Here is a 6,477-nt window from a genome sequence, read left to right on the forward strand (position 1 = left end):
TCCTGCCGAGAGTCTTCACTTTCACACCCACCCCGACCCTCCCCCTGAAGGGAGAGGGAGATTTTGCGTCCCGTCAGCTCAAGACCAGATCGTCGCGGTGGATCATCTCATCACGACCGCGATAGCCGAGCAAGGCGGCAATCTCTTTCGATTTGTGGCCGATGATGCGCTTGGCGTCGGCGGCGTCGTAGGCCGCAAGGCCCCGCGCGATCTCGTTGCCTTCCTTGTCCACCACAAGCACGGCATCGCCGCGTTCGAAGCGGCCCTCGATCTTCGTAATACCTGCCGGGAGGAGCGAGCGCCCGCCCTTCAGGGCATTGAGGGCGCCGTCATCGACGACAAGCGTCCCCTTGGCCTTGAGCGAACCACCGATCCAGCTTTTACGTGCGGTCTTGGGGCCGCTCGCCGGCACGAACCAGGAGCACATCCCGCCATCGAGGATCGCCTGCAGCGGGTTCATCTTCTTGCCGCTGGCAATGACCATGCGGCAACCGGCGGCCATCGCGATGCGCGCGGCGGCGATCTTCGTCACCATGCCACCCGAGGAATAGCCGGTGGGGGCAACGCCCGCCATCGCCTCGATCTCGTTCGTGACTTCGGTAATCTCGCCGATGAAGGAAGCGTTCTTGTCCTTCCGGGGATCGGCCGTATAGAGGCCGTCGATATCGGAAAGCAGCACCAACGTATCGGCGCTGATCATGGCACCGACGCGGGCCGCCAAGCGGTCATTGTCGCCAAAGCGGATTTCGCTGGTCGCCACCGTGTCATTCTCGTTGATGACGGGGACGGCGCCCATCTGCAGCAGCGTGTTGAGGGTCGAGCGCGCGTTCAAATGGCGGCGGCGCTCTTCGGTATCGTCGAGGGTGATGAGAATCTGCGCCACCGTGATGTCGTGGCGCGCCAGCGTTTCCTGATAGGCATGCGCCAGGCGAATCTGACCAGTCGCCGCTGCCGCCTGCTTTTCTTCCAGGCGCAGCACGCCGTCGATGAGGCCCAGATGACGGCGACCCACGGCGATGGCACCCGAGGAGACGAGCACCACTTCCTTGCCCGCCTTGCGCAGGGCAGCCACATCATCGGCCAGGGCATCGAGCCATTTGCGGCGAATGCCGCCGGTCTCGTCATCGACCAGGAGGGCCGAACCGATCTTCACCACGATGCGCTTGGCGCTGGCGAGTGATCGTTCCTTGTTCGATGTCTTCTTCTTGTCAGTCATGGGAGCGCTTCCCCTACCCCTCACCCCGACCCTCTCCCCGTTGACGCGGGGCGAGGGCGTTTCTACCGATCCCTCACGCCTCGATCTCAATTCCCGACATCGTTTCCGCCTGCTCGGCGGCTTCGCGCGCCTTGTCGGCGTCGATGATCTCGAGCATCTTGCGCATCAGCTCGGTGACGCCCATGCCGGCGGCACCGGAGACGCGATAGACGATCTGGCCCTTCTTCAGCTTCGCCGCTTTCTTGAGAGCGGCGGCTTTCTCCTCGATTTCCTCTTCCATCAAGGCATCGATCTTGTTGAGCGCCACCAGCTCGGTCTTGGTCGCGAGTTCCGGGCTGTAGGCCTTCAATTCCTTGCGGATCGTCTTGTAGGCGCCGGCCACGTCTTCCTGCGTTCCGTCGATGAGGTGGAGCAGCACGCGGCAGCGTTCGACATGGCCCAGGAACTTGGTGCCGAGCCCCGCCCCTTCATGCGCCCCCTCGATGAGGCCGGGAATATCGGCCAACACGAATTCACGCTCGTCCACATGGACGACGCCGAGCTGCGGCTTCAAGGTTGTGAAGGGATAGTCGGCGATCTTCGGCTTGGCGCGCGAAACGGCGGCCAGCATGGTCGACTTGCCCGCATTGGGCAGGCCCACAAGACCGGCATCGGCGATGAGCTTCAGGCGCAGCCAGATCCAGCGTTCCTCGCCCGGCCAGCCCTGCCCCGCATGGCGCGGCGACTGGTTGGTCGAGGATTTGAAGTGGGCGTTGCCGAAACCGCCATCGCCGCCACGGCACAGCACGATTCGCTCGCCAGGCTTGGTGAGGTCGAACAGCAGCGTCTCTTTGTCTTCGTCGAAGATCTGCGTGCCGACGGGGACGCGCATGACGATGTCTTCCGAATCTTGCCCTGAGCGCATCTTGCCCATGCCGTGATAGCCGCGCCGCGCCTTGAAATGCTGCTGGTAGCGGTAATCGATGAGCGTGTTCAGATTGGGCACGACTTCGACAATGATGTCGCCGCCGCGGCCGCCATTGCCGCCATCGGGACCGCCGAACTCGATGAACTTTTCGCGCCGGAACGAGACGCAGCCAGCGCCGCCGTCACCCGATTTCACGAAGATCTTGGCCTCGTCGAGGAATTTCATGTGACCGGCCTTTCACCGATATTCTGGCAGAAGCGCAGCAGATAGCCGTCGGGATCCTGCACCAGGAATTGGCGCTGGCCGCTTTCGTGATCGTCGACGCGGTACCAGCGATCGACCGGCGCCTTGTAGAAGGCAATGCCAGCCGCTTTGATTTTGTCGGCGAGCACGTCGAGATCGTCGATCTCGATCTGCAGGTTGATGCCGCGCCCATAGGGCTGCACCATCTCGCCCGTCAGCCACGATCCGTCTTCACTATACTCCTCGATCATGATCTGGATGGGACCACGTTCGAGATAGGCGAAGCGATGTTCGGGCCGTTCGTAAGCGGGGCGGAAACCCAACAGGTCGACATAGAACGCCCGCGACCGCGCGAAATCGCTGCAGATCAGTTCCGGCACCAGAGGTGCGTATGGATATTCACTGGGCTTCATGGTCGATTGGATTTCCGGAAAACGAAAAAGGGGAACGGCGTTTCCGCCATTCCCCTTTTTAACCGTATCAGCGAATGGCCTCGCCCGTTACCGGGCGCCGATGCTCACTCGGCTGCCGGGAGCGCCACGGGCAGCACCGACACGACGGTACGGCCGCCGGTGCCGGTCTTGAACGTCACGCGGCCAGGCGCGGTGGCGAACAAGGTGTGATCCTTGCCCATGCCGACGTTGAGGCCGGGGTGAACCTTGGTGCCGCGCTGACGGATGATGATGTTGCCGGAAACGACGACTTCGCTGCCGGCCTTCTTCACGCCCAGGCGACGGCCAGCGCTATCGCGACCGTTGCGCGAGCTACCACCGGCTTTTTTATGTGCCATTTGGGTCTCTCCCTAAATTCTGACCAAGGCCCGCCTTAGGCGGCCTTGATGCCTTCGATCTTGAGCACCGTCACGAACTGACGATGGCCGCGCTTGCGGCGATAGTTGTGACGACGGTTCTTCTTGAAGATGATGACCTTGTCGCCCTTGCGCTGCTCGACCACCTTGGCGGTGACCGAAGCGCCAGCCACGTTGGGCGAACCAACGGTGATGTTGCCGCCTTCGCCGACCATCAGCACATCGCTGAGCGTGACGCTGGCGCCTTCCTCGGCCTCGAGCTTCTCGACCAGGATGATGTCGTTGGTGGCGACCTTGTATTGCTTGCCGCCGGTCTTGATCACTGCAAACATAATTGCCGTCCTAGAGGCGGGTCGCAGGCCGGACTATCCCGGACCCCACGCAGCGCCGTTATCTGTCAAAAACTCCGGCCCGCCGAGCGAGCCAAAAGCTTCGGGCCGCCGAAGGGCGACCCGTTCGCGGTGGGAAATAGACGTTATCGACCCACCTTGTCAACATTTTATAGAGCGGAGCCAGTTAACGCCGTGCCCCCGCCCGGCCTATCCTTAACCCGTTGATTTCAGGTCCTCAAGCCGCAAAACCTGGGTCGCCGGGGAAGCGCTTTTTCCAGCCTGTTCCAGCCCCATCAGGACGAAAGTCCCGGCAGCACTGTCCATCATGGCGGCCAAGCGGCTGAATTTGTTGAGAATCGGGTATTTCAGCCAGGAAAAGTCAGCCGGCAAGGTGGTGAGGCTGCCGGCACAGGCACTGGCATCGCGGAAGCGCCCCGCACTGTCCACCCCGCGCAGCCAGCCTTTGGGCCAGGGATCGCGGTTGCCGGGGAGGTCCGGCCAATGATTGGCGATGGCGGATGGGTTGGGTGCCGTCCGGTGGCGATAGCGATCCTCCAGCCGCTCGATCACGACCGAGCGGCCATCGGCGCCAGCCAGAGTGAAAAGCGCCGGGATCGCGGTCGGGGTCTCGCTCAGCAGATGGAGAGCTTCGTCAAAATCCTTTGCCTTTTCAAAGACCTGACGCAAGAGATGCGTGGGCGGCAGCGCGTTACGGCGCCCGGCCCGGCGCCGCTCCATGATCCAGTCCAGGGGCTTCAGCCCCGTGGTGATGCGGATCGGCGGCTGGTTATAGGCGGCGGCAAAGCGGCCGGGGGCGAGCCCGGTGAGGACGCCGACGAAGCCCGGCCAGGTCGCCTGCCACCAGGCACCGGCACGGGAATCGTGGCGGGTGACGGCCAGGGCCGGCCCCATGCCGTGCAGCGGCCAATCGAGGGTGCGGAGAAGACGCGACCCATGGGCGATGCTGGAACAGGCCCATTCCGTGCTGATATTGAGGGCGTGGACCCCGTCCGCCCCGGTGGCACGGGCCACATCGGCGATCTCGGCCCGGTAAGGGGTGACGTTGCGGTCGAGCCAGATCTGGGACCGGCGGTCCATCCAGGCCTGGAGCGGCGCGCTGGTGAGCGCCTTCCCTGCCGCGGAGAGAAGATGGACCTTCTCCGGCGCCAGGACGGCAAGGTCGCTCAGCGGCCGGTCTTGAAGGTCGATGACCGGAATCTGCGGCAGATCCATGATCCGGGAGACCCTTCTTTTCCTTGTTTCTGCTGGGAGGATCGACGTTATCGCCGCACGGGGTCAAGCCGGGCTTGCACAGAGCGATTCACTTCGTTAGGTTCCGCGCCGTTCAACCGGCCCGGTTCCCAGTATCGTTTTCCGGGATCCCCTGCGGAGGGGTGCCAGAGTGGCCGATTGGGGCAGTCTCGAAAACTGTTGTACGTTCACGCGTACCGTGGGTTCGAATCCCACCCCCTCCGCCATTCCTAACGCCGCTCAGAACTGTCATCCCGTATCCCCGCTTCAGATTGCCTGCTTCAGACTCCCGGCGGGAGTTTGGCGCGCATCATTTTCCTGCGATCGAACTTGCGGCCATCGACGATGAAGGTGCCGTCGCCGACGGCATGCAGCAGGCGCTTTTCGCGGCGCGCCCGATCATAGTAGGCGGCGACCCCTTCGAGCACGACGATGTTGTGCCGCGTGACGATATCGGTGACGCGGCACTCGATATTCGCCAGACATTCCTTGATGAGCGGCGCCCCGACTTCCTTGCCGGGCAGCGCCGTGAGCCCGAACTTCTGGAACTTGTCGGTGTCCCTGCCAGAGCAGGTGCCGATCCCGACGACGGTATCGAGCATGTCGATTGTGGGAATCGCGATCACACACTCCCTGGACGCGCGCAGGGCGGCATAGGAGTGGTTCCACGCCCCCGTGGTGAGCGCGAACTCGGCCCCGAAGCCCATGACCATCGTCCATGAGATCGTCATGATGTTGCTTTTCGTGCCGTCATGGGTTGTCACCAACACGACCGGCCCCGGCTCGATCAACGTAAACGCCTTACTAAGCGCAAGTTTGTGCATGCCGTGACCCTCCGTCGAAGCGCCACGGCACTATACACATTCCGTTCGGACGCTCATGCGGGACTTTCCGGCCCCGCAGGCGCGGACCCTAATCGGCGAGCTTCTTCAGCACCTCGTTGATGTCGGCGCGGCGGCCGGCATCGGCATCCTCGCGGCCGGGTCGCGGGGCGGCGGCAAGCGCCTTCTCGAGATAGGTCTTGGCCTTGTCCTTCTCACCCTGCTCGGCCAGGAAATCGCCGTAGAAGTAATTCTCGTCGATGCCGCTGGGGTTGAGGGCGACGCCCTTGGCGAGATAGTCGGCGGCCTTGTCGTCGTCACCGAAGCCGAGCGGCCAGCCGGGCACGCGGTAGTAAAGCGCACCGATCGAGGTATCGATGCCGCCGCCCAGCGCCTTCTCGTCGATCTTGCGCGCGGCTTCGAGAGATTTCAGCGCCGCCTTCGCGAGATCGAGGGCGCCGAGGCCGCCCTTGGCACCGGCATAGGTGCTGAGGATGATGCCGCGCCAGGCGAGGAGCGGGGCCGATTGCGGAAACTGGCTGACCGCCGCCTCGGCCTTCGGGACGAGAGCCTTCAGGGCCGCCTCGCGCTCATCGTCCTTGAGGCCGTAATTGGCCTTGGCCCATTCGTGCTGCAATGCCTGCAGGGTGGTGACGTCGTCGCCGGCGGCGGCAAAGCCGGAATTGGCAGCGAGTGCGGTGAAGAGGGCTGCACCGAGCAGCAGGGCTTTCAATTTCATCAGTAGGTCTCCTTGTTGAGCGAAAGGCCGGGTCGATCATCCGGCGCGAATGAAAGGATTTTGCGGCTGGTGCGAACGAGGCCGAGATCGACCAGCCCCGGCAGCAGCGCGTTCAGTCCGGCGAAGAAGCGTTCGGCAAAGCCGATCATGGTCTCCGGCC

Annotated in this window: 8 protein-coding genes and 1 tRNA gene; 1 reads left to right on the plus strand and 8 read right to left on the minus strand. The window is 63.4% G+C overall.

What is annotated here, in order from left to right:
• Positions 1–73: 73 nt before the first annotated feature.
• From proB to ACE3PP_RS01205, 6 genes are all read right to left on the minus strand, one after another.
• A complete protein-coding gene (gene proB / locus ACE3PP_RS01180) occupies positions 74–1,216 on the minus strand; it encodes a glutamate 5-kinase (protein ID WP_374377337.1) in 1,143 nt (380 codons plus the stop codon).
• Positions 1,217–1,289: 73 nt separating this feature from the next.
• Positions 1,290–2,348, minus strand: a complete 1,059-nt coding sequence (gene obgE, locus ACE3PP_RS01185) for a GTPase ObgE (RefSeq protein ID WP_374377338.1) — start codon at positions 2,346–2,348, stop codon at positions 1,290–1,292.
• Positions 2,345–2,779: a bleomycin resistance protein gene (locus ACE3PP_RS01190; protein ID WP_374377339.1), complete on the minus strand. Its 435-nt coding sequence runs from the start codon at positions 2,777–2,779 to the stop codon at positions 2,345–2,347. Before ACE3PP_RS01190 ends, obgE begins: the two co-directional genes overlap by 4 nt.
• 104 nt (positions 2,780–2,883) lie before the next feature.
• Complete coding sequence (gene rpmA, locus ACE3PP_RS01195) at positions 2,884–3,156, minus strand: 50S ribosomal protein L27 (protein ID WP_374377340.1); 273 nt, start codon at positions 3,154–3,156, stop codon at positions 2,884–2,886.
• Positions 3,157–3,191: 35 nt separating this feature from the next.
• Positions 3,192–3,506: a 50S ribosomal protein L21 gene (gene rplU / locus ACE3PP_RS01200; protein ID WP_374377341.1), complete on the minus strand. Its 315-nt coding sequence runs from the start codon at positions 3,504–3,506 to the stop codon at positions 3,192–3,194.
• Between the two features lie 213 nt (positions 3,507–3,719).
• Positions 3,720–4,739 carry a hypothetical protein gene (locus ACE3PP_RS01205; RefSeq protein WP_374377342.1) on the minus strand — a complete coding sequence of 340 codons (1,020 nt, stop codon included), beginning with the start codon at positions 4,737–4,739 and terminating at the stop codon, positions 3,720–3,722.
• Positions 4,740–4,894: 155 nt separating this feature from the next.
• Here ACE3PP_RS01205 and ACE3PP_RS01210 point away from each other — a divergent pair.
• A tRNA-Ser gene (locus ACE3PP_RS01210) sits at positions 4,895–4,984 on the plus strand.
• Between the two features lie 54 nt (positions 4,985–5,038).
• Here the strand turns inward: ACE3PP_RS01210 and ACE3PP_RS01215 are convergent.
• A complete protein-coding gene (locus tag ACE3PP_RS01215; RefSeq protein ID WP_374377343.1) occupies positions 5,039–5,581 on the minus strand; it encodes a flavin reductase family protein in 543 nt (180 codons plus the stop codon).
• Between the two features lie 88 nt (positions 5,582–5,669).
• Entirely contained in the window at positions 5,670–6,317 is a 648-nt protein-coding gene (locus tag ACE3PP_RS01220) for a hypothetical protein (RefSeq protein WP_374377344.1), read from the minus strand.
• Positions 6,318–6,477 lie beyond the last annotated feature (160 nt).

Origin of the sequence: Dongia sp. (assembly GCF_041910485.1) — a bacterium.
Taxonomy (GTDB): Bacteria; Pseudomonadota; Alphaproteobacteria; order Dongiales; family Dongiaceae; genus Dongia.

What these genes read in the sequence shown, in the direction of transcription:
- proB (WP_374377337.1), bottom strand. Translation starts at nt 1,216, where the DNA reads ATGACTGACAAGAAGAAGACATCGAACAAGGAACGATCACTCGCCAGC.
- obgE (WP_374377338.1), bottom strand. Translation starts at nt 2,348, where the DNA reads ATGAAATTCCTCGACGAGGCCAAGATCTTCGTGAAATCGGGTGACGGC.
- ACE3PP_RS01190 (WP_374377339.1), bottom strand. Translation starts at nt 2,779, where the DNA reads ATGAAGCCCAGTGAATATCCATACGCACCTCTGGTGCCGGAACTGATC.
- rpmA (WP_374377340.1), bottom strand. Translation starts at nt 3,156, where the DNA reads ATGGCACATAAAAAAGCCGGTGGTAGCTCGCGCAACGGTCGCGATAGC.
- rplU (WP_374377341.1), bottom strand. Translation starts at nt 3,506, where the DNA reads ATGTTTGCAGTGATCAAGACCGGCGGCAAGCAATACAAGGTCGCCACC.
- ACE3PP_RS01205 (WP_374377342.1), bottom strand. Translation starts at nt 4,739, where the DNA reads ATGGATCTGCCGCAGATTCCGGTCATCGACCTTCAAGACCGGCCGCTG.
- ACE3PP_RS01215 (WP_374377343.1), bottom strand. Translation starts at nt 5,581, where the DNA reads ATGCACAAACTTGCGCTTAGTAAGGCGTTTACGTTGATCGAGCCGGGG.
- ACE3PP_RS01220 (WP_374377344.1), bottom strand. Translation starts at nt 6,317, where the DNA reads ATGAAATTGAAAGCCCTGCTGCTCGGTGCAGCCCTCTTCACCGCACTC.